Here is a 21,567-nt window from a genome sequence, read left to right as displayed (position 1 = left end):
CGTGTTCAGCGTGACCGTTCGGGATCACATGATGATTGCCCACAGTTTCCACGGTGAGGTGTTCGGGCCCGCCCAACGCCTGCACGGTGCGACGTTCGTGGTGGACGCGACGTTCCGCCGGCCCGACCTGGACTCCGACGGGATCGTGGTGGACATCGGCCTGGCCACCGAGCAGCTGCGGGCCGTGCTGGGCGAGCTGACCTACCGCAACCTCGACGACGAGCCGGCCTTCGCCGGGGTGAACACCACCACGGAGGTGCTGGCCCGTACGGTCGCGGATCGACTGGTCGAGCGGGTGCACGCCGGTGAGCTGGGCGCGGGGGCGCGCGACCTGACCGGCATCACTGTCACCCTGCACGAGTCGCACATCGCCTGGGCGAGCTACGAGCGGTCGCTGTGACCGATGCGGGCCGGACGGTGCACGTCGTCCTGCCCGGTGACATCGACGACCCGGCCACGCCCAGCGGCGGCAACACCTACGACCGGCGGATCTGCGCGGGGCTCGGCGAGGCCGGCTGGGTGGTGCACGAGCATGCGGTGCCCGGGGCGTGGCCGCACCCCGGCCGGGCCGAACGGGCGGAGTTGGCCACGCTGCTGGCAGCCGTCCCCGATGACGCTGTGGTCCTGCTCGACGGTCTGATCGCCTCGGCGGTGCCGGATCTGCTCGCCCCGCACGCCCACCGGCTGCGCCTGGTCGTCCTCGTGCACATGCCGCTCAACGACGAGGCCGAGGGGCGGGCGCTGGCCACCGCGCGGGCGGTCGTCACCACCAGCGTTTGGACCCGCCGCCGTCTGCTGGCCCGCCATCCGCTGCCCGCCGACCGGGTCCGGGTCGCGCCGCCGGGGGTGACGCCCGCGCCGCCGGCGCCCTCGGGCTCGGCCACCGGCGGCCGGCTGCTCTGCGTGGCCGCGGTCAGCCACCACAAGGGCCACGACGTGCTGGTCGACGCCCTGTCCGTGGTGGCCGAGGGGCCCTGGACGCTGGTCTGTGCCGGCACGCTGACCCGGGAGCCCGAGCTGGTGCACCGGCTGCGTGACCAGCTCGCCAGCGCGGGTCTCGCCGACCGGGTCCGACTGGCCGGCCCGCTGACCGGTGCGGCGCTCGACGCCGCGTACGCCAGCGCCGACCTGCTCGTGCTGCCGTCGCGAAGCGAGACGTACGGCATGGTCGTCACCGAGGCACTGGCCCGTGGCCTACCGGTGCTGGGCACCCGGGTGGGCGGAGTGCCGGAGGCGCTGGGCCGTACCCCCGACGGCGACCTGCCGGGGCTGCTGGTTCCGCCGGACGACCCGGCCGCGCTGGCCGGCGCGTTGAGCTGGTGGTTGGGCGACGACGAGCTGCGCGCCCGGCTGCGTCGTGCCGCTCTCGCTCGGCGCGACACCCTGACCGACTGGCCGGTGACCACCACGCTGCTGGCCGGCGTACTGAAGGAGGTGGCGGGATGACCGTCGAGGAGACCCTGCCGTTCGCCGACTGGCTGCGGTTGCGTGAGCCGGCCGACGCGGCGGCGCGCGCCGAGGAGCTGCTGGATGCCGTGCGGGCCCGGTTGGCCGGGGACGCCACGACGGTGATCCACGATTTGGGCAGCGGCACCGGTTCGATGAGCCGGTGGCTGGCCGCCCGGCTGCCCGGACCACAGCACTGGGTGCTGCACGACCGGGACGCCGACCTGCTGGCCCGCGCCGCCAAGGGCATGAGCGGGGTGACCGCCGCCGACGGCGCCCCGGTCACCGTGCACACCCGCTGCGGTGACCTCACCCGGCTGACCGCCGCCGACCTCGCCGACGCATCGCTGATCACCGCGTCCGCGCTGCTGGACATGCTCACCGCGGAGGAGGTCGAACGGGTGGTGGAGGCCTGCGTCGGCCGGCCCACCCTGTTCGCCATCTCGGTGACCGGACGGGTGCGGTTCACCCCGGCCGACCCGCTGGACGAGATGGTCGAAGCCGCGTTCAACGACCACCAGCGGCGTACCGTCGACGGCCGGCAGCTGCTCGGCCCGGATGCTGCCGCGGCCACGGCCGTCGCGTTCGCCCGGCGCGGCGTCGACGTGCGGGAACGACCCAGCCCGTGGCGTCTCGGCCCCGGGCAGGCCGACCTGGCCGCCGAGTGGTTCCGGGGTTGGCTCGGGGCTGCCTGCGAGCAGCGGCCCGACCTGGCCGGCCCCGCCCAGGCGTACGCCCGGCGTCGACTGGCGGACGCGGCGGCCGGTCGACTCACCGTGCTGGTCGAACACACCGACCTCCTCGCCGGCGGATGAACCGTTCACGCCCTGGGTACGTGGACTAGGGCAAGTGGACGATCTTCAAGGGGAGGGCCGGCGCCGATGTTCTGGGCCTGGGCACGAGTGGTCGGCGGGGTGGGTCTGCTCGCCGTCCTGCTGTGGCAGGTGGGCAGTGGCCCGTTCCTCGCCGGAGTACGACTGATCGACGCGCCGGCGTTGGCAGCGGCGCTGGTCATCGGGGTGCTCACCACGGTCTGCGCGGCGTGGCGGTGGAGCCTGGTCGCCGGCGGCCTCGGCGTCCGCCTGCCACTGGCGACCGCGGTGGCGCACTGCTACCGGGCCATCTTCCTCAACGCGACCCTGCCCGGCGGGGTGCTCGGCGACGTGCACCGGGCGGTCCGCCACGGCCGCGACGCCGGTGACGTCAGCCGGGGCATTCGCGCGGTGGTCTGGGAGCGTACCGCCGGGCAGGTGGTCCTGGTCGGAGTCGCGTTGGTGGTGCTCGCGGCCTTCCCGTCGCCGGTGCGGCAGTATCTGCCGGTCGCCGCCGCGTTGCTGGTCGCCGGTGGCCTGGTCGCCGTGCTGGTGGCCCGGGTCCTTCCGAACGGCGGCGGGTCCCGCTGGGCGACGGCGCTGCGTACCGCCGTGGCGGACGTGCGGTCGGGGCTGTTGGCACGGCGCACCTGGTTCGGTGTGCTGGTCGCCTCGGCCGTGATGGTCGCCGGCCACCTGGCCACCTTCCTGGTGGCGGCGCGTACCGCCGGATCGGACGCCCCGCTGTCCCGATTACTGCCGTTGACGTTGCTCGCTCTGCTCGCCATGGGCCTACCGTTGAACGTGGCCGGCTTCGGGCCACGTGAGGGGGTGGCGGCGTGGGTGTTCGGCGCGGCCGGCCTCAGCGCGGCCGAGGGTGTCGCCACCGCCACCGTCTACGGTGCACTGGTGTTGGTGGCCAGCCTGCCCGGCGCCGCCGTGCTGATGGCCCGGCGGCGCCGCATTCCGGTCGCCGCCCGGGAAGCCGTCTCCGGCGGCGGCTGTTGAAGTCGGTTGTGAGACGGTACGCGTCGCCGGACGACGGTGGCCCCGGACGAAGGAGTCCCATGCCCGAAGCATTGCCGGTTGCCACGATCCGCACGCAGGTCACGGTGCCGCTGGCGTTTCCGGACGGCTACACGACGACCGCCCGGGTGTTCACGTTCAAGGGCCTGGTGGACGGTCGGGAGCACCTGGCCCTCGGCCTTGGCGACTGGGCCGGCGCCCTGGACCGGCTCGCCGCCGGGGGAGAGGCCCCGCTGGTCCGTCCGCACAGCGAGTGCCTGACCGGCGACGTGTTCGGCAGCCAACGCTGCGACTGCGGCCCGCAACTGCGCGAGGCGGTGCAGCGGATCGCCGAGACCGGAGGTTTTCTGCTGTACCTCCGGCAGGAGGGCCGGGGCATCGGCCTGTACGCCAAGCTGGACGCGTACGCGTTGCAGGACGCCGGGTTGGACACCTACCAGGCCAACGTCGCGCTGGGCCGGGGCGAGGACGAGCGGGACTACACCGCCGCCGCGCAGATGCTGGCCACGTTGGGCGTGCCCCGGGTCCGACTGCTGAGCAGCAACCCGGACAAGGGCGACCAGTTGACCCGGCTGGGCGTGGACGTGGTCGAACGGGTGCTCACCAGCGTCTTTCTCTCGCCGGCCAACGCCGACTACCTGGCGGCGAAGGCGGCCAAGGCAGCGGAGATCGAGGCGACGGATGCGCTCGCGGGTCGTACCGGTGAGCGGCCCCGATGAGTCGGCGGCCGGAGCCGACCCGCCCGTACGTGCTGCTGAGTTGCGCCACCTCCATCGACGGGTACATCGACGACGCCTCCGAGCAGCGGTTACTGCTCTCCAACGACGATGATCTGGACCGCGTCGACGCGGTCCGGGCCAGCTGCGATGCCGTCCTGGTCGGCGCCGGCACCGTCCGACGTGACGACCCTCGGCTGCTGGTGCGCTCCCAGAGCCGCCGGGCCGAGCGGGTGGCGGCCGGTCGGCCCGCCTCGCCTACCAAGGTCACCCTGACCGCCCAGGGTGACCTCGACCCGACGGCCCGCTTCTTCACCGCCGGTGATCCGGTCCGGCTCGTCTACTGCGCCACGGGCGCGCTGGAGAAGACCCAGGAACGCCTCGGCCGACTGGCCACCGTGATCGACGCGGGTGAGCCCGTCGACCCGGGGTGGCTGCTGACCGACCTGGCCGCGCGGGGCGTGCAGCGGTTGATGGTGGAGGGCGGCGGGACGGTGCACGCCCAGTTCCTCGCGGCCGGTCTCGCCGACGAACTGCACCTGGTGGTCGCCCCGTTCTTCGTCGGCGACGGACGGGCGCCCCGGTTCGTCGGCGAGGGCCGCTTCCCCTGGCACCCGGGTCGCCGTGCCCGCCTGGCCGAGGCCCGCCAGATCGGCGACGTGGTCCTCTTGCGCTATGCCCTCTCCGACCGTTTCGGCGAGGCCTGACGCCACCTCAGAGGTATTGAGCCTGGGGCCGGCTAATCCGTTGAGCGTGATGCCTGTGAGTCATCATGATGACCCACAGGCATCACGCTTATCCCGGCCATGCCTGGCCGGCCGAAAGACGCCTGCGATTGAGGCATCCCCACCGACGCACGTCGACCTTTGTTGGCGCCATTAGAAAGAATCGAGCCCGCAGACGTCATTGCGTATCGGCCACATCGACAGGCGGTGGATGGTGATCGTGGTCGGAACATGTGGGCCCATCCTGAGCTGCTACTTCGCTGAGTAGCTCGGGCGTTCAAACCTCGCTCGACTGCCGTTTATTCAATTGTGACAATTTCGCGATTCTGTCGGCTTCCCGAAGCGTGACCCTCCACTTAGGATGATCAAGTAACTGCGCGCGGACATTGGAACGCGCAGATTCTTCGTACATCCATTCTGGAGGCTTCACGTGGCCTGGTTCGTCAACCAGTCGCTGTTCATTATCCTGGCAGCTTTTCTGCTGGGATTGCTCGTCGGGTGGCTCGTCTGGGGAAACCGGAAGACCGCACCACCCTCGTCGGGTACGACGTCCGCGCCGCAGCCTGCCAGGAAGGCGGCCCCGAGCGCTGCGATGACGCCAACCCCGCACGCCGAACCGTGCAGGTCTGACCGTGAGATCGTGCTCGCCGAGCCCGTCGTACCCCCACGAACCGATCCCGTCGAGCCTCCCCGCGAAGAGTTGGAGCGCATCGAAGGCATCGGCCCGAAGATGGCGAACGCGCTGCGCGCCGCCGGCATCCGCACCTTCCGTCAGCTCGCCGAGGCCGATGACACCACCCGCCGCGCGGCCATCGAGAAGGCCGGCCTGTCCTTCGCCCCCAGCCTGGTGACCTGGGGCCGTCAGGCGCAGTTGCTCGCCGACGGCGACGAAGAGGGCTTCCTGAAGCTCACCGAGCTGCTAGTGGCCGGCCGCGACACCGGGCGGGCATGATGCTGCAGAACTGGAAGCCGAACAAGTCGAACAACAAGCGCCGCTTCCGGCCCCTGGTCGGCCTGATCGTGGCCGTGCTCGGTCTGGGTGCGCTGATGGCCGCGCAGCAACTACCGAATCGGCACCGGATGGAGGCCGACCTGACCCAGCGTTCGACGCAGGCGTTGCACTCGGCCGGCCTCTCCGACGTGCGGGTCACCTTCACTGGACGCGATGGACGGCTCACGGCGGGCTCGCCCGCCGAAGCGGAACAGGCCCTCGACATCGTCCGGCCGCTGGAAGGCGTACGGGCCGCCGAAGCGCAGGTGCCTCCCGCACCAGCGAAGACGGTGCTCGTACCACCGTCGGCGCTTGTGGTGATGGGCCGCGGCACGGCATCGGTCAGCGGCACCGTGCCCAGCGAGAGCGCGCGAACCGCGCTGGTCGGCGCGGCCGCCACCCTCGGTGCCGAGAGCGTCGAGGACCACCTCACGGTCGACGCTGGCGTGACCGACGCCGCGCTACCCGGCTTGGCGGACGTGCTGCGCGCGATCGGCCACCGTGCCACCGGTGCGACGGTGCGACGGTGCGGCTCGACGGCGGCACGTTGACCGTGAGCGGCACGGTCTCCTCCGAGGCGCACAAGAACACGGTGTTGACAGCGGCTCGGGCAACCGGCGCCCCGGTCGTCGACCAGCTCGCGATTCCGGACGTTGCACAGCAACTGCGCGACCTGCCGCAGCTCACGTTCGCCTCCGGCGGTGACTCACTCACTACCACCTCCGAGGCGAGTCTGGTCATGGTGAGCCGGCTCCTCAAGGCCAATCCGAGCACCCGCCTGCGGATCGAGGGCCACACCGATGCCACCGGATCGGCCGAGTCGAACCTCGTTCTCAGCCGCGCACGGGCCGAGGCGGTGCAGGACTTCCTGGCCGCGCAGGGCGTCGCCGTCGACCGGCTCAGCGCCACCGGGTTCGGGGAGACGCGTCTCAAGGTCCCCGACACCTCCGCGGCCAACCGCGCCGAGAATCGACGGGTGGAACTGCTCACCGGTGACGGTCGCTCATGACGATGTCGGGCCGCACGCCTGTTACGGCGGGGCCTGCGTACGATGCGGGGTCGAGTTCCCCTCGTCGCGGCGGAGGTATCGGGAAATGGCAGGCCAGCACGAGGGTTTCGCTCTCGGCATCGACCTCGGTACATCCAACACGGTCGCGGTGCTGCGCTGGCCGGACGGGCGGACCCGTCCGCTGCTGATGGACGGTCAACCGCTCAGTCCGTCCGCCGTCTACGCCGACCCGGACGGCACCCTGCACACCGGCTGGGACGCCCGCCGGTTGGCGCAGGCCGACCCGGTCCGGTTCGAGGCGAACCCGAAGCGTCGGGTGGACGAGCCGACCGTGCGGCTCGGCGAGCACGCGTACCCGCCGGCCGAGCTGCTCGCCGCGGTGCTGGCGGCGGTCGGGCGGGCCGCGGTGGGCGCGGTGGGTTTCCTGCCCCCGGCCGTGGTCACCTGCCCGGCCGCCTGGGACGCGACGCGGCGGCAGGTCCTCGCCGACGCTCTGCTGCGGGCGGGCTGGCCGCAGGCGGCCGAGCACACCCTCGCCGGGCCGACGCCTCCGGGCACCCGGTTGCTGCGCGAGCCGGTGGCCGCCGCCCGCTACTACACGCAGGTGCTGCACCGTCCGGTGCCGGTCGGCGGGGCGATCGCGGTGTTCGACTTCGGCGGCGGGACGCTCGACGTCGCGGTGCTGCGCAACGAGGGTGCGGACCCCTGGGGTGACTCCGGCTTCAGCGTGGTCGCCGACGGTGGCCTGCCTGACCTCGGCGGCCTGGACCTCGACGCCGCGCTGGTGCGGCGGGTCGGTGAGCTGGTCGGGGAGCAGCACGCCGCACAGTGGGCCCGGCTCACCCGACCGGCGGATCCGGCGCAGCGCCGCGACCAGATCCGGCTCTGGGACGAGGTGCGAGGCGCGAAGGAGACCCTGTCCCGAGCTGCGGTCGCACCGGTCGCGGTGCCGGGAGTGGCCGAGACGATCCAGCTGACCCGGGCGGACGTCGAGCGGGTGGCCACGCCGCTGCTGCGGCGGGCGGTGCAACGGGCCCGGGAGGTGATCGCGGCCGCCGGTCTCAGCCCCGATCAGCTCGCCGGGCTGTTCCTCGTGGGCGGGTCGTCACGGATCCCGCTGGTGGCCCGCATGCTGCACGCCGAGTTGGGGATCGCGCCGACGGTGCTGGACCAGCCGGAGTTGCCGGTGGCCGAGGGCGCCCTGACCGACCTGCCGCTGCGCAAGCCGATGCCCACCCCGGCGTACGCGGGGGCGGCAGCCGCACCACCTGCGCCGGCTCCGGTGAGCCCGCCCGCCCCGGCCGGAGCCCCCACGCCGGTCATACCGTCGCAGCCCTGGCCGGGATCCACTCCGCCGATAGGCCCGCCCCCCGGGCCTGGCCTGTCCGGTGCGACCCCGAGCCCGCCGGGCGGCGGGACCCGCTGGCGGCGGGCGCGCTGGGTGGTGCTCGGCGCGGTGCTGGCCCTGGCCGGGGTGGCCACCGCGGCGACGCTGTACGTGATCCGGGACCGCTACCCGGACCTGAAGTTCGACTCGCTGCGCGAGCTGAATCGGGTGTCGGCCGGCGCCGAACGTCCGGTCGGCATGTGGACGGCGGTGCTCGACGATCGGGCCTACCTCGCGTTTCCGCTGCCGGACGACCGGCTGGAGGTGGTGGCCGTCGACGCCAGCACCGGCGACCCGCTGTGGCGCAGGCCGACAGACGTGCGCGCTGACGACTGGGAGGGGATCATCGCCGTCCCCGGGGCGGTCGCGGTCCTCGCCGACGCACCGGGCAGCAGCGCGGCCCGGCCGCTTGCCGTTCTCGACGGTCGTACCGGTGAGCAGCGCTGGCAGCGCGTTCTCCGTGGGGACGACGACGTCTACTTCGCCGACGACACGGCGGTGCTGGTGGACCGGGCCGCGAACGAACTGGTCGGCCTGCGCCTGACCGACGGCAAGGTGAAGTGGACCCAGCCCAACCCCCGCGACCAGTACGCCGGTGGGCGTACCGTCGTCCGGCCGGTCGGCACCGACGCGGCGGCGGGCGGGCCGGCCTTCCTCGACGGCACCCCCCGCGACCCGTGGACGGGCAAGGGGCGGCGACTCATCCAGGTGGGTGCGGACCGGTCGGTGCGGCTGCTCGACATGGCATCCGGCGCGGTGCTGCGCCAGTGGGGCAGCGTCGCCGACCTCGACGACCTGGTGGTCGCGCATGAGGACCGCCTGTACGTGGCCGCCAACGAGGGTGGCTTCCAGTTGCTCGCGTACGACCTGGGTTCCGACGCCGAGCCGGTGGTGCTGCACCGGTCCGGCAACGACGAGTACCGCCCGAAGGAACTCATTGCCTGTGGTGCGCGGCGGGCCTGCCTGTTGCAGGTGCCGAACAATGACGCCGCGCGCACCGAGGTGGTGGCGGCCACCGAGGGTAAGGGCGCGGTCATCTGGTCGGCGCCGGGAGTGGCCGGTCTGGTGCCGTTGGGTGAGCAGGTGCTCGCCCAACGGGAGTCCCCGGAGCCGACCGTCACCGTCTTCGACGCCGCCGGCATGCCGGTGCTGCGGGATCGGGGCGGGGTGGCGGTCCGCCTGGACGAGGGCAACCTGCTGGTCTTCGCCAAGGCCCCCAGCGTGGCCGCGGACAACCGGGTGCTGGCCGGGGTGTGGGCCGAGTCCGGGGAGGTCGACGAGTTGGGCGAGCTGCAGAACGTGCGCAGCTCGTCCTGCTCGTGGAACACCCACGTGATCGCCTGTGGCGCGGAGAAGGACTTCGTGCTGTACCGCTTCACCGACGACTGACGTCAGGGGCCGCGCAGCCGGCTCGTACGATGCTCCGGTGAATCTTCGAGGTACGGTCCGCGCCGATCGCCCGTTGGTGGTTCTCGCCGTCGGGGAGGAGGCCCGCTACCTGCCGCCCGACCTGCCGGTCCTGCTCACCGGCATGGGCAAGGTGAACGCCGCCAGCGCGGTGGCGGCGGTGCTGGCGGCCGGGCCGCGCCCCGCCCTCCTGCTCAACCTGGGTACGGCCGGGGCGTTGCGCCCCGGGCTGGCCGGCATCCACGAGGTCGCCACCGTGCTCCAGCACGACCTGGACACCGACCTGTTGCGCACGCTCACCGGCGAGACGTACGGGGCGCCGCTGTCGCTGGCCGCCGAGGGCGCGGTGCTGGCCACCGGTGACACCTTCGTGGCCGACGACGCGGAGCGGGACCGGTTGGCGCAGCGCGCCGACCTGGTCGACATGGAGGGGTACGCGGTGGCCTGGGCCGCCGCGCAGGCCGGTGTGCCGTGCCGGCTGGTCAAGCAGGTCAGCGACGAGGCGGGCGACGGCGCGGCCCGGACCTGGCAGGAGTCGGTGGACGCGTGTGCCCGGGACCTCGCCGAGTGGGCCGGCCGACACCTGGCCTGATCGATGCCGGTCATCCGACGGCCGGTCGTGGTCCGAGCCCTCGCGTGGTTTCCCGGCCGCCGCCGGGGATCAGGACGTGACCGGCCAGCCCGAGGGCCACGACCGCGCTGACCAGCACCGGTGGCCAGCCGCCGGCCCACGGCAGCAGCAGCAGGGGCAGCAGTGGGCACGCCGCTTGCCGCCACGGCATGCGGGCAGAGAGCAGATAGGTGAACAGGACGCGGCCGAGCACGAACAGCATCGGTCCGCCGATGATCAGCGTCAACCACCGCACCGGGGTCGACCCGGTCGGTCGGTCGACGACCAGGTCGAACGAGGCCGCCGTGACGGCCACGCCGATCAGCAGCACCAGATGGGTGTACGGAGCAATCCGGGTGGACCGGCCGGGCACTGCCGCGGCCGCGGTCTCGAGTAACTCGCCGGCCCGGAAGATGTAGACCTGCCAGAGCAGCAGCATGATGACGAACCCGCAGATCAGGGCCGTTATTCGGAGGCCGTCGAACTCGCTGCGGCTCAGCTCCAGGGTGGGCACCAGGATGATGTCGCCGAGGGCCAGGATGACGAACTGCTGGTACCGCTCGCCCAGGTGCGCTGTGGTGCGGTCGTACTGGTCGAGCGGCACCCGACCGAGCCCGGGCGTGGGATAGCGCGCCGCCGCGGAGATCAGGTCGATCGCGATCGCGATGCTCCAGAACCACCACCGCCCGCTGTCGGTCAGCGCGCCGACGATCCAGAGGACGCCGGACACCAGGAACCAGAACAGGAATCGGGCGGCCCGCGCCAGGGTCGAGCGGTGCTGCTGCCGGTACAACGTGCCGAGCAGGACGATGCCACGCACCACATGGGTGCCGACGTAGGCGAGCGCGAAGGTCGCGGCCTGCGCTCCAGTGATCATCGGTAGTGATGCCGCCATCACGACCGAGCCGACCATGGCGACCATCAGGATGACCTGGATGGGGCGCTGTTGCGGATCGTAGAACTCGGTCGTGGTGGAGGTGACCGACCAGGTCCACCAGATCGCGGTCAGCATCAGCATCACCGCAGCGCCTTGGGCCCAGGATTCCTGGTCGGCGAGGAGCTTCGAGGTCTGCGCGAGGGCGGCTACGAAGACCACGTCGAAGAGCAGCTCCAGCAGCGTGGCCCGGCTCGACCCGTCCAGCCGGCGTACCAGCCCTGCGGTGCCTCCGGTGGTCATGCCCGGCCTCCCGCCGTGTCTCCGAGGATTATCGGCGGTGCCGGCGCGACCCGTCCCCGGATCGGCGATTCATTCGTTACTCGGGTTGCTCTGCCTCCACCCCCGGCCTGGTCTCCCGGTCTCCGCCCGGAACGAAGACGTGCCCGGCCAGCCCGAGCGCCATGGTCGCGGTGACGAGCACGGGCGGCCAGCCGCCGGCCCACGGCAGGATCAGTAGTGGCAGCAACAGCCAGGCCACTCGCCGCCACGGCACGGCGTCGGACACCAGCATTGTGAACAGGACGCGGCCGAGCACGAACAGCGTCGGGCCGCCGATGATCAACAGGAGCAGTCGTGCCGGCGTCGTTCCGGTTGGTTCGTCGACGATCCTCTCGAACGAGGCTGCCGTGGCGACCACGCCGGCCACCATCACCAGATGGGTGTACGGAGCCAGCCGCGCGGGCCGAACCATGTTGGACGCGGTCGCCAGCGCCAGATCGCCGGCCCGGAAGGCGTAGATCTGCCACAGCAGCAGCATGGTGGCGAACGCGCAGAGGAGGGCGATGATCCGGAATGAGTCGAGGCCGCCCCGGCTGACCTGCAGGGTCGGCAGCAGGAGGATGTCGCCGAGGGCCAGGATGATGAACTGCTGGTACCTCTCGCTCAGGTGCCCGGTGATCCGCCTGAACTGGGCGATGGGCACCCTGCCCAGCCAGGGCGTGGGGTAGCGGGCCGCCGAGCCGACCAGGTCGATCGTGATGGCGATCGCCCAGAACCCCCAGTTCGGACCGTTGTGCAGCGCCCCGATGATCCAGAAAACGGCTGACACCGAGAACCAGAAGAGAAACCGGGTGGCCCGTTCCCGGGCCGTCTGGTGCCGCTGCCGGTGCAGGGCGGCGACCAGGATGAGGCAGCGGATCACGTGCGTGCCGACGTACGAGAGCACGAAGAGCAGCATGTGCCCGACGGTGATCATCGGCAGCGCCACCGCCATCCCCACCGAGCCGACCATGGCGATCATCAGGATGGCCTGGATCGGTCGCCGCTGCGGGTCGTAGAACTCGGTGGTGGTCGCGGTGATCGCCCAGGTCCACCAGATCGCGGTCAGCATCAGCAGCACCTTGGCGCTGCCGGACCAGGAATGCTCCTCGGCAAACAGCGTCGAGGTCAGCGCGAGGGCGGCAACGAAGACCACGTCGAAGAGCAACTCCAGCAGCGTGGCCCGGGTCGACCCCTCCATTCGGCGTACCAGCGCGGCATTCCCTTTGGTGGTCATCCCCGGTCTCCCGCCGTGTCTCCGAGGATTATCGGCGGTGCCGGCGTGGCCCGTGCTCGGATTGGAGATTCCCGCCGGCCGGGGAAGAGGGCGGCCGGAGGTTGCCACGGGGTCGGACATCGGACCGTCAACTACGCCACCGGCACCATCCTCGGCATCCTCTCCGGTGGCACCGGCAACTGCACCGCCGGCGGCACCACCTACTACCAGCCGATCGCGGAGGTGCTGGCCGCGTACGGGCTGACGCTGCCCTGACCGGTGGGACACCGGCTTGCCCGTCCCGAGCGAGGCACCTAGGCTCGGCGACGCCCAGCACCCCCGCCGCGAGGATGTGTGCCCGATGCCGACCGACCCCCGACCTGACCAGGCGAGTGTCCCGGCCGGCTCTGTGCCGGTCGAGGTGGCCGCGGTGGGGGAGACGATGGTGGTGCTCTGCCCCGCGCCGGGTGAGCCACTGGAGCATGCTGAGCGGGTCGCCGTTTCGGTCGGTGGCGCCGAGTCCAACGTGGCCGGTTACCTGGCCCGCCTGGGACACCTGACGACCTGGGTGAGCCGGGTCGGCGACGACCCCTTCGGTCGCGCCGTCGTCCGGCACGTCGCCGCCGCCGGCGTCGACGTCGACCAGGTCTGCGTCGACCCGGCAGCCCCCACCGGCCTGTACGTCAAGGACCCGGGCCCGGAGGGGACCGCCGTGCACTACTACCGGGCCGGATCGGCCGCGTCCCGGATGGACCCCGCCACGCTGGCCGACCCGGCGCTGACCGGTGCCCGGGTGCTGCACCTGTCCGGGATCACCCCGGCGCTGTCCGCCTCCTGCCGGGCGCTGGTCGAGCACGCGGTGACCGACCGGCCGCTGCCGCAGGCGTTGGTCAGTTTCGACGTCAACCACCGGGCCCGTTTGTGGTCCGCGGAGCAGGCCGCGCCGGTGTTGCGCGACCTCGCCAACCGCTGCGACCTCGTCTTCGTGGGGCAGGACGAGGCGGAAACGCTCTGGGGCACCACCGACCCGGCGGCCGTCCGCGAGCTGTTGCCCGGCCCGGAGACGGTGGTGGTCAAGGACGGCGCGGTGGGCGCCACCGCACTGGTCCGCGACGCCGAAACGGCCTTCGTGCCCGCGCCCCGGGTGACGGTGGTCGAGCCGGTGGGCGCCGGAGACGCCTTCGCCGCCGGCTACCTGGCCGGGCTGCTCCGTGGCCTCGACCCCGTACGGCGGTTGCGCCTCGGTCACCTCCTCGCGGCGCAGGCGTTGACCAGCAGTGCCGACAACGCCCCGGTCCCGCCATGGGCGTGGTTCGAGAAACTCCTTCACGCCCCCGCGGACGCCTGGTCGCCGCTCGACCTGACCGCCCCGGGGGCGACGACCTGAGTCCGGGCCGCCAGGTGGCGACCCGACCAGCAGCAACAGTCTCACCGCGACCTCGGATGGAGTGCACCATGACCACACCGGACTTCGACCACATCTTCGGCGGTGCCCGGGTGATGGCGATCCTGCGCGGCCTGCCGGTCGCCGAGACCGTTCGGCTCGCCGAGCGTGCCTGGGACCTCGGCATCGACGTGGTGGAGGTTCCGGTGGCCACCGCCGACGCGGTGCCGGCGCTGCGGGCCGCCGTCGAGGCGGGAGCCGCACGTGACCGGATCGTCGGCGCCGGCACCGTGCTCGACGTCGAACAGGTCGCCGCGGCGGCCGACGCGGGAGCCCGGTTCACCGTCGCGCCCGGCCTGGACCTCGCGGTCGCCGACGCCGCCGCCGCGCGCGGCCTACCGCACCTGCCCGGCGTGGCCACCCCCACCGAGGCCCAGCAGGCACTGCGGCACGGCCTCACCTGGCTCAAGGCGTTCCCCGCGATCTCCCTCGGGCCGGCCTGGTTCAAGGCGGTGGCCGGTCCGCTGCCGCAGTTGCGCTTCGTCGCCACCGGCGGCCTCGACGCCAGCAACGCGGGCGCGTTCCTGCAAGCGGGCGTACGCGTGGTGGCCGTCGGTTCCGCCCTCTCCGACGCCACCCAACTGGACGCCCTGGCCAAGCTGACCCGCTCCGCCCCCTAACAACCCGCCCCACCCTGCCCCCCACCCCCGCCCCACCCTGCCCTGCCCCGCCCTCTCGCGTCGATCTTGCACTTGCTGTTGTCGATGCGTCCTGATTCGCCACATTGGTCGCGACAGAAGGTGCAAGATCGACGCGAGAGGGACGGCGGGAGCGGGGGAGGGACGGCGGGAGCGCGAGAGGGACGGCGGGAGCGGGGGAGGAAGCGCGGGGAGGAAGCGCGGGGAGGGTGGCGGGGTTGCGTCATGGCGTAAACGCGTCGGGGTTTGAGGGTGCGGTTGGGGTGGGGGTTGCGTCGATGCTGTGGTGCGTACCACTTCTCGACACAAAGAGGTCATCTTGGCTCTGTCTCACCGGCGCCGCCGATCCGGGCTGATCGCCCTCGGTGCCGCCCTCACCCTGGCTGCCGGGTTCACCCCACCCGGCGCGGGAGCGGCCGCCGCCCCGCCGAACAACCCCGACCGCCCGGCGGGCCAAACCCCGGCCGCCGCCGGGCGCGCGTCCACAGTCACCCTGATCACCGGTGACACGGTCACGGTCACCACCGCGGCGGACGGCAGCACGGTGTCGACCGTACGCCGACCGGACGGCAGCACCCCGAGCTTCCACCGCACCGTGCGTGACGGCGACATCTACGTCTACCCGGACGCGGCGCTGTCCTATGTGACGAGCGGCGTGTTGGACCGGCAACTGTTCAACGTCACCGACCTGATCGCCGACGGCTACGACGACGCGCACACCGACGCGCTTCCGTTGATCGTCACGATGACCGACGCGGCGGCTCGTAACCGCACCCGGCCCGCTCTGGACGGCGCCGAACTGGTCCGACCGTTGGACAGCGTGCAGGGCGCGGCGCTGACCCGCCAGCGCGCCACCGCCGACCGGTTCTGGACCGCGCTGACCGCCGGCTCGGCGACCCGGCGTACGGGTGACGCCCCGACCCTGGCCAACGGCATCGCCAAGGTCTGGTTGGACGGCCGGGTGCACGCCGACCTGGCCGAGTCCACCGCGCAGATCGGTGCGCCGAAGCTGTGGGCCGAGGGCAACACCGCCGCCGGCGTCGACGTCGCGGTGCTCGACTCCGGGGCGGACGCCGAGCACCCGGACCTCGTCGGCCAGATCGCCGAGTCCAGCAGCTTCGTGCCGAGCGAGCCCGACATCCTCGACTACAAGGGCCACGGCACGCATGTCGCCTCGACGATCGCCGGCACCGGCGCCGCGTCCGGTGGCGCCGAGCGAGGCGTCGCCCCCGGCGCCCGGCTGCACATCGGCAAGGTGCTCAACAGCGAGGGCAGCGGACAGAACTCGTGGATCATCGCCGGGATGGAGTGGGCGGCCCGCGAGCAGAAGGCCAGGATCGTCAGCATGAGCCTGGGCGGTGAGGCCACCGACGGCAGCGACCCGATGAGCCAGGCGGTCGAGCGACTCAGCGCCGAGACCGGGGCCCTCTTCGTGATCGCCGCCGGTAACAGCGGCCCGGCCACCATCGGCAGCCCGGGTGCCGCCGACTCGGCGCTCACCGTTGGCGCCGTCGACAACACCGACCACCTCGCCGACTTCTCCAGCCAGGGCCCACGCGCCGGCGACGGCGGGCTCAAGCCCGAGATCACCGCCCCCGGCGTGGACATCCTGGCGGCCCGTTCGCACTTCGTGCGGGGCGGCTCCGGTGACTACACGCTGATGAGCGGCACGTCGATGGCCACCCCACATGTGGCCGGCACGGCCGCGCTGGTCGCCGCCGCGCACCCGGACTGGACCGGTCAGCGAATCAAGGAAGCGCTGGTCAGCACGGTCAAGGCCACTCCCGAGTACACCCCGTACCAGGCGGGCGCCGGCCGGGTCGACGCCGTCGCCGCCGCGCACGCCACCGTCTTCGCCACCCCGAGCGCCTACTCCGGCTTCCAGGCGTGGCCGCAGCAGCCGGCCATGACCGTCGACCGTACGGTCACCTACACCAACGTCGGCAGCGCGCCGGTCGCCCTGAGGCTGGCAGTCGACGCGGCCACCGCGCCGGCCGGCCTGTTCGCGCTCTCCGCCGACCGGGTGACCGTGCCGGCCGGCGGCACCGCCACCGTGACGGTGACCGCCGCGTACGACAAGCTGCCGGTGGAGAAGCAGGTCAGCGGCATGATCGTCGCTACCGACGAGGCCGGTGCGGTGCGTGGCCGCACCCTGATCGGGGCCGGCAAGGAGGGCCAGCGGCAGAACCTGACCCTGGTCGCCAAGGACCGCGACGGCAAGCCGCTCGTCGGCAAGGTGATCCTCACCGCCGACACCCTGTTCACCGCCGTGGACCTGCCGGAGAGCGGCACCGCCACGCTGCGGCTGCCGGTGGCGAGTTGGAACGGTTGGATCTCCACCGACGTGCGCGGCGTGCACGGACCGCACTCCAAGGGCATGGCGATGCTCAGCTTCACCGACGTGAAGCTGGACGTCGACCGCACCGTCACGCTGGACGCGCGTGCCGCCCGACAGGTGCAGGCCCAGGTGCCGCAGGAGGCCACCGCCAGCGCGCTGCGGATGGACATCCACCGGTCCACGAAGAACGGTCTCACCGAGAGTCAGGTGCTGCCCGACGACTCGTACGACAGCATGTGGGCGTTGCCGACGAGCCGTCCGGTCACCGACGGCGAGTTCGAGTTCGGTGCCCGGTGGCGGCTGGAGCAGCCGGCCCTGACCGTCTCGGCGGGCGGTCGCTCGTACGACGATCTGTTGGTGAAGCGCGCCACCCCGGCGCTGCCGGCGGGTCGTCACCAGCTGGACGCGGTCCATGTCGCCGACGCGTCGGCGGCGGGGCTGGCCAAGCGGCCGGTCCGGGACCGGGCCGTGGTGGTGCGCCGCAGTGACAGCGTCGACATCGCCACCCAGGCGCAGGCCGCCGCGGCGGCCGGGGCGAAGCTGCTGCTCGTGGTCAACGACGGCGTCGGTCGGCTCCAACCCTGGGACGAGTCGGCGTGGAGCCCGGAGAGCCCGGCCCCGGTGACCGTGGCCACGCTCGGCGCCGACGACGGTGGGCAGCTCATCGCCGCGCTGGAGCGCGGAGCGGTGCGGCTCACCGTCGAGTCGCACCCGGAGACCACCTACCTGTACGACGTGGCGCACCACTGGACCGGCACGGTGCCGGCCGACCCCACCTACCGCCCCACGAAGCGGCAGTTGGCCCGGGTCGACGTGGAGTTCCGCAACTACCGGCAGGGCAAGGCGCTGGAGTTCCGCACCGACGTCTGGCGTGGTTGGGCGTCGAGCAACCAGGAGCCGGCCCCGGCGCAGGGCCGGCGAACCGACTGGGTGAGCGCCGACCAGCGGTGGATCGACGACGCGTTCATCGCCGGCGAGACCGGTCAGCACCTGCAGGCGGTGACGACGTACCCGGCGGGTAAGCCGAGCGCCGTCACCTGGTTCGGGCCGATCCAGCGACCCCGGATGGGCGGAGGTTACGTGCCGGTCCGGTACCTGGACACCGTCTACCTGCCCGCGCCCGGGTGGGGCGACGGAGGCGGCCACATCGGTGAGGCGTACGCCAACTACGACATGGTCAACCGGACCACCCTCTACCAGGGTGACAAGGAGCTGAACTGGGGTAACGCCGAGTACCTCCAGGTCTCCGGGCTGGCGGAGAAGCGGCTGCCGTACCGGCTGGTGGTGGAGAACGACAGGGCCGCCTGGACCAACCCGTACTCCCGGCAGACGCGCACCGAGTGGGGCTTCCAGTCGTCGGTCACCGGGGAGGAGTCGGCCGAGGTGCTGCCGATGATCCAGCTGGACTACGAGGTGGCCATCGACTCCGCCGGTCGGGCGTCACGGCGGGCGCCGCTGACCGTTGTCGCGTCCCACCTGCCCGACGTCACGGGCACGATCGGCGCGGTGACCGTCGAGGTGTCCTACGACGACGGGGCGACCTGGCAGAAGCAGCGGCTGACCCGCCACGGCGACGGCTGGCGTAGCACGTTGGCCGCACCGGCGAAGGCCGGCTTCGTCAGCCTGCGCACCACCGCGCGGGACGCCGCCGGCAACACCGTGAGCCAGAGCATCAGCCGGGCGTTCGGCCTGCGCTGACAGCACTGCGGCCGGTGCCGTCAGTGGAGTTCCTCGGCGAGCTGATCCCAGTCCGTCACGACCGGCAGCAGTTCCCCGGCCAGCCAGGCAGGGCTCTGGTCGTCGTGGTGGGGGTCGCCGGGCACCCCGCAGGCGCCCAGCGGGACCACCCAGCGGCTGTCCGTGCGACGGGCCAGGTCCCAGACGAAGCGCGCCGCCGGCCCCCGGAAACACCGGTGGGTGACCCCGGGCACGCTGGAGGTCGCCAACACGCAGTCGTGGTCACCGTCGAGTCGGGGGCCGGGCCCGGTGTCCGGGCCGGGCAGGGCCCGCCACGGCGCCAACCGGTGCAGGTCACCCCAGGGCACCTGGCCGGCCGCCGCGTCGGCGACCTCCTCGGCTGCCGCGCGTACCAGCGCGGCGATGTCCACACCGGGCGGCGGGGTCGCGCCGAGCAGGTGCTCCAGGGCGTAACCGACGCGCGGCGTCAGCGCCAGCCAGGGCGCGAACACCTCGGGGTACGCGGGCGGCTCGGCCACCGCGGCCAGCGCCGGGTGGGCGGCGATCCGGCGTACGACAGCCGCCCGCAGGATGGCGTAGGCGGCCGCGTCCGTGCTGTCGGCGGTCATCCGGCGATCCCAGCGCAGCAGCCGTTCGCGCAGCGCGGCGGCGGCCGGGCCGAGCCCCGTCGACTCGGCGAGGACCGCCAGCAGCGGCCCGGCGGCGCCCAGGTACGTGTCGGTGTGCACCGTGGCCATCTCGTCGGCCGTCCACGTCGAACGGGCGTCGAGCAGTTCGGCGATGCGGTGCGCCCGGTGCCCTGCGGCGAACTCCACCCCGAACGGCGCCGCCAGCCCGCGTTCGTTGGCCATCACCGCCTGACCGGCCACCTCGGCGCGGGGCATCGGCGCGTGCCAACCCCGCCAGGCGTGCGCGGCGTCCCAGCCGGGGACCACCCGCCGGCTGTTGTCCGGGTGCCGTACCGGCACCGCCCCGGCGACCCGGTGCAGCAGCCCTCCGGCGGTGTCCGCCGCCTGCACCACGTTGACCGGCTCCACCCAGTGCCGCAGCGCGGTGTCCACGTCGGCCACGGTACGGGCGCGCAGCAGCTCCGGCAGCGTCGCGAAGCCGAGGTCACCCCGGACCCGCGGCGGGTAGCGCAGGCTGAGCGCCGTCTCGTCGCCGGGCCCACCGGCGATCACCGGACCACGGTCGGTCTCCACCACCTCGACCTCGACCGGGTCGGCCCCGGCCACCTCGATCGTCTCGACGTGCCGGTGCGCCGGACGCCAGCCGTCCGGGCCGAGCGCCTGCACCCGGGGGCCGTCGCGGCGCAGCCGTTCCGCGTACACGTCCTGGTAGTCGGCCATCGCGTTGGTGATCGCCCAGGCCACCTCGCCGGTGTGACCGAAGTGCGCGATGCCCGGCACGCCCGGCACCGCCAGCCCGATGACGTCGTACTCCGGGCAGGCCAGCCGGATCTGCTGGTAGACGCCGGGATCCTCCAGGAACCGGTGTGGGTCGCCGGCGAGCAGCGCGGCCCCGGTGCCGCTGCGTTCGGTGGCGACCAGCCACCCGTTGCTGCCGGCCACTGCCGGCCCGTCGGTGGCGAACAGGTCGACCGCTTCCGGGCCGAGCCGCTGCGCCACGTGCTCGCGCCAGAGCTTGCCGGGGAACCCGGCGAACAGGATGTGGTGGCCCAGCCAGACCGCGAGCGGTGTCCACGGCTCCCACCGCCCCGGGCGCAGCCCGGTGGCGGCGAACTCCGGCGAGCGGGCCGCCCCGGCGGCGAGACCGGCGTTGACGCCGTCCACGTAGGCGCCCACCCACTCGGCGGTCGCCGGGTCCAGTGCCGCGTGGCAGCGGCGGGCGGTGTCGTCGAGCCGGACCTGCCGGACGAACCGGTCCCAACCGAGCGCGTCGGGGCCGAGGAACGCCGCGCTGGTGCCCCGGGCCCGGTGCCGTTCCACCTCGATCTGCCAGGCCCGGTCGTACGCGGTCACCCGGCCCTGCTCCGTGGCGAGGGCGAGCGGGTCGTCCGCGCGCAGGTGCGGCACCCCCCACGGGTCGCGGAACCGCCGCGTGCTCACGCGGGCTCCGGGGCCAGCATGCTGGCGCGGCGTCGGGCCGCGGGGACGACCAGCGGGGTGCCCGTCTCCGGGTCGTCGATGACCCGGCAGGGCAGCCCGAACACCTCCGCCACCAGGTCGGCGGTGACCACCGACGCCGGATCTCCGGCGGCCACCACGCGTCCGTCGCGCATGGCGATCAGGTGGGTGGCGTAGCGGGCCGCGTGGTTCAGGTCGTGCAGCACCGCGACCAGGGTGCGGCCCTGCTCCTCGTGCAGTCGGGCGCAGAGGTCCAGGATCTCGATCTGGTGGGCGATGTCGAGGTACGTGGTCGGCTCGTCGAGCAGCAGCAGGGGCGTCTGCTGGGCCAGCGCCATGGCGATCCAGACCCGCTGCCGCTGCCCGCCGGAGAGCTCGTCCACCGCCCGGTCGGCGAGGTCGGCGACTCCGGTCGCGGCCATCGACTCGTCGACCACCCGTTCGTCCTCGCGTGACCACTGCCGCAGCAGTCCCTGGTGGGGATAGCGGCCCCGGGCGACCAGTTCGGCGACGCTGATGCCGTCCGGTGCGATCGACGACTGCGGCAGCAGGCCGAGCGTACGGGCCACCGTGCGGGCCGGCAGGTCGTGAATGTTCCGGCCGTCCAGCAGCACCGCACCGGCGCTGGGGCGCAGCATCCGGGACAGTGCGCGCAGCAGCGTCGACTTGCCGCACGCGTTCGGGCCGATGATCACCGTGAAGGATCGGTCGGGCACCGTCACGGTGAGGTTCTCGGCGATGGTGCGCTGGTCGTAGGCGAGGGTCAGCGCGGTGCCGCCGAGCCGGGAATCGCCGGGTCGCATGGGTGCTCCTTCGAGGGCG

Annotated in this window: 19 protein-coding genes; 15 read left to right on the top strand and 4 right to left on the bottom strand. The window is 72.9% G+C overall.

Features of this window, described 5'->3' with window-relative positions:
- The first annotated feature begins 1 nt into the window (after position 1).
- From V6U86_RS11085 to V6U86_RS11035, 11 genes are all read left to right on the top strand, one after another.
- Positions 2–400, top strand: a complete 399-nt coding sequence (locus V6U86_RS11085; protein WP_334501591.1) for a 6-pyruvoyl trahydropterin synthase family protein — start codon at positions 2–4, stop codon at positions 398–400.
- Complete coding sequence (locus V6U86_RS11080; protein ID WP_334501589.1) at positions 397–1,446, top strand: glycosyltransferase family 4 protein; 1,050 nt, start codon at positions 397–399, stop codon at positions 1,444–1,446. Before V6U86_RS11085 ends, V6U86_RS11080 begins: the two co-directional genes overlap by 4 nt.
- Entirely contained in the window at positions 1,443–2,261 is an 819-nt protein-coding gene (locus V6U86_RS11075) for a class I SAM-dependent methyltransferase (RefSeq protein WP_334501587.1), read from the top strand. The genes V6U86_RS11080 and V6U86_RS11075 overlap by 4 nt, the downstream gene beginning before the upstream one ends.
- A 66-nt stretch (positions 2,262–2,327) precedes the next feature.
- A complete protein-coding gene (locus tag V6U86_RS11070; protein WP_334501585.1) occupies positions 2,328–3,266 on the top strand; it encodes a lysylphosphatidylglycerol synthase transmembrane domain-containing protein in 939 nt (312 codons plus the stop codon).
- Positions 3,267–3,325: 59 nt separating this feature from the next.
- A complete protein-coding gene (locus tag V6U86_RS11065) occupies positions 3,326–4,003 on the top strand; it encodes a GTP cyclohydrolase II (protein ID WP_334501583.1) in 678 nt (225 codons plus the stop codon).
- The gene (locus V6U86_RS11060) at positions 4,000–4,707 is read left to right on the top strand and encodes a RibD family protein (protein ID WP_334501581.1); all 708 of its coding nucleotides are present in this window, start codon (positions 4,000–4,002) and stop codon (positions 4,705–4,707) included. Before V6U86_RS11065 ends, V6U86_RS11060 begins: the two co-directional genes overlap by 4 nt.
- 448 nt (positions 4,708–5,155) lie before the next feature.
- On the top strand, positions 5,156–5,677 hold the full coding sequence (locus V6U86_RS11055) for a helix-hairpin-helix domain-containing protein (RefSeq protein ID WP_334501579.1): 522 nt from the start codon (positions 5,156–5,158) through the stop codon (positions 5,675–5,677).
- On the top strand, positions 5,674–6,267 hold the full coding sequence (locus V6U86_RS11050; protein WP_334501577.1) for a BON domain-containing protein: 594 nt from the start codon (positions 5,674–5,676) through the stop codon (positions 6,265–6,267). Before V6U86_RS11055 ends, V6U86_RS11050 begins: the two co-directional genes overlap by 4 nt.
- On the top strand, positions 6,243–6,725 hold the full coding sequence (locus tag V6U86_RS11045; RefSeq protein ID WP_334501575.1) for an OmpA family protein: 483 nt from the start codon (positions 6,243–6,245) through the stop codon (positions 6,723–6,725). Before V6U86_RS11050 ends, V6U86_RS11045 begins: the two co-directional genes overlap by 25 nt.
- A gap of 85 nt (positions 6,726–6,810) precedes the next feature.
- The gene (locus tag V6U86_RS11040) at positions 6,811–9,501 is read left to right on the top strand and encodes an Hsp70 family protein (protein WP_334501573.1); all 2,691 of its coding nucleotides are present in this window, start codon (positions 6,811–6,813) and stop codon (positions 9,499–9,501) included.
- Positions 9,502–9,538: 37 nt separating this feature from the next.
- A complete protein-coding gene (locus tag V6U86_RS11035) occupies positions 9,539–10,111 on the top strand; it encodes a nucleosidase (protein WP_334501572.1) in 573 nt (190 codons plus the stop codon).
- A 10-nt stretch (positions 10,112–10,121) separates the two neighbouring features.
- On the opposite strand, the gene V6U86_RS11030 is transcribed toward V6U86_RS11035, so the two are convergent.
- Positions 10,122–11,306: a low temperature requirement protein A gene (locus tag V6U86_RS11030; protein WP_334501569.1), complete on the bottom strand. Its 1,185-nt coding sequence runs from the start codon at positions 11,304–11,306 to the stop codon at positions 10,122–10,124.
- Between the two features lie 76 nt (positions 11,307–11,382).
- A complete protein-coding gene (locus V6U86_RS11025) occupies positions 11,383–12,561 on the bottom strand; it encodes a low temperature requirement protein A (RefSeq protein WP_334501566.1) in 1,179 nt (392 codons plus the stop codon).
- A gap of 45 nt (positions 12,562–12,606) precedes the next feature.
- Here V6U86_RS11025 and V6U86_RS11020 point away from each other — a divergent pair, with 45 nt between their 5' ends.
- From V6U86_RS11020 to V6U86_RS11005, 4 genes are all read left to right on the top strand, one after another.
- The gene (locus tag V6U86_RS11020; protein WP_334501564.1) at positions 12,607–12,816 is read left to right on the top strand and encodes a hypothetical protein; all 210 of its coding nucleotides are present in this window, start codon (positions 12,607–12,609) and stop codon (positions 12,814–12,816) included.
- 85 nt (positions 12,817–12,901) lie between these two features.
- Positions 12,902–13,927, top strand: a complete 1,026-nt coding sequence (locus V6U86_RS11015; protein WP_334501562.1) for a sugar kinase — start codon at positions 12,902–12,904, stop codon at positions 13,925–13,927.
- 68 nt (positions 13,928–13,995) lie between these two features.
- A complete protein-coding gene (locus tag V6U86_RS11010; protein ID WP_334501559.1) occupies positions 13,996–14,604 on the top strand; it encodes a bifunctional 4-hydroxy-2-oxoglutarate aldolase/2-dehydro-3-deoxy-phosphogluconate aldolase in 609 nt (202 codons plus the stop codon).
- A 337-nt stretch (positions 14,605–14,941) separates the two neighbouring features.
- Complete coding sequence (locus V6U86_RS11005; RefSeq protein ID WP_334501557.1) at positions 14,942–18,658, top strand: S8 family serine peptidase; 3,717 nt, start codon at positions 14,942–14,944, stop codon at positions 18,656–18,658.
- Between the two features lie 20 nt (positions 18,659–18,678).
- Here the strand turns inward: V6U86_RS11005 and V6U86_RS11000 are convergent, their stop codons facing one another.
- Positions 18,679–20,727 carry a penicillin acylase family protein gene (locus tag V6U86_RS11000; protein ID WP_334501554.1) on the bottom strand — a complete coding sequence of 683 codons (2,049 nt, stop codon included), beginning with the start codon at positions 20,725–20,727 and terminating at the stop codon, positions 18,679–18,681.
- On the bottom strand, positions 20,724–21,548 hold the full coding sequence (locus tag V6U86_RS10995) for an ABC transporter ATP-binding protein (protein WP_334501552.1): 825 nt from the start codon (positions 21,546–21,548) through the stop codon (positions 20,724–20,726). Before V6U86_RS10995 ends, V6U86_RS11000 begins: the two co-directional genes overlap by 4 nt.
- Positions 21,549–21,567 lie beyond the last annotated feature (19 nt).

The sequence above is a fragment of the Micromonospora sp. CPCC 205558 genome (assembly GCF_036902955.1).
Lineage (GTDB): Bacteria > Actinomycetota > Actinomycetes > Mycobacteriales > Micromonosporaceae > Micromonospora.
Note: the sequence above shows the minus strand (reverse complement) of the source record. Positions and strands in the feature narration are given on the sequence as shown.